Source organism: Aliiroseovarius sp. PTFE2010, from assembly GCF_049943335.1.
GTDB lineage: Bacteria > Pseudomonadota > Alphaproteobacteria > Rhodobacterales > Rhodobacteraceae > JBNFVY01.
In genome coordinates, this window is the sequence record NZ_JBNFVY010000051.1 from 1 (window position 1) to 375 (window position 375).

1 protein-coding gene is annotated in these 375 nt (G+C 60.3%); it reads left to right on the forward strand.

The genetic code is table 11. The features are described from left to right. Positions 1–375 (forward strand): acyl-CoA dehydrogenase family protein (locus tag ACP2AV_RS15735; RefSeq protein ID WP_426373711.1); only part of this gene is annotated, 375 nt, incomplete at both ends.

Genomic DNA, 375 nt, shown 5'->3' on the forward strand with positions numbered 1-375 from the left:
CCGATTGCCGATCTGGTGCTGGTCTATGCCAAGACCTCGCCGGAAAAAGGGGCCAAGGGTATTTCCGCCTTTATCGTGGAAACCGACACGCCCGGCTTCAAGGTGGCGCAGAAGCTCAACAAGATGGGGTTCCGCGGCTCGCCCACTGGCGAGCTGGTGTTCGAAGATTGCCGCGTTCCGGCCAAGAACTTGGTCGGCAAGCTGGATGGCGGCGTTGCGGTGACGATGTCGGGGCTGGATCTTGAACGGGCGATCGTCTGCTTCAATGCCATGGGCATCGCGCAGCGGGCGCTGGATATTTCCATCGACTACGCCAAGACGCGCCAGCAGTTCGGCAAGCCGATCGCCAATTTCCAGATGGTACAGGCGATGTTG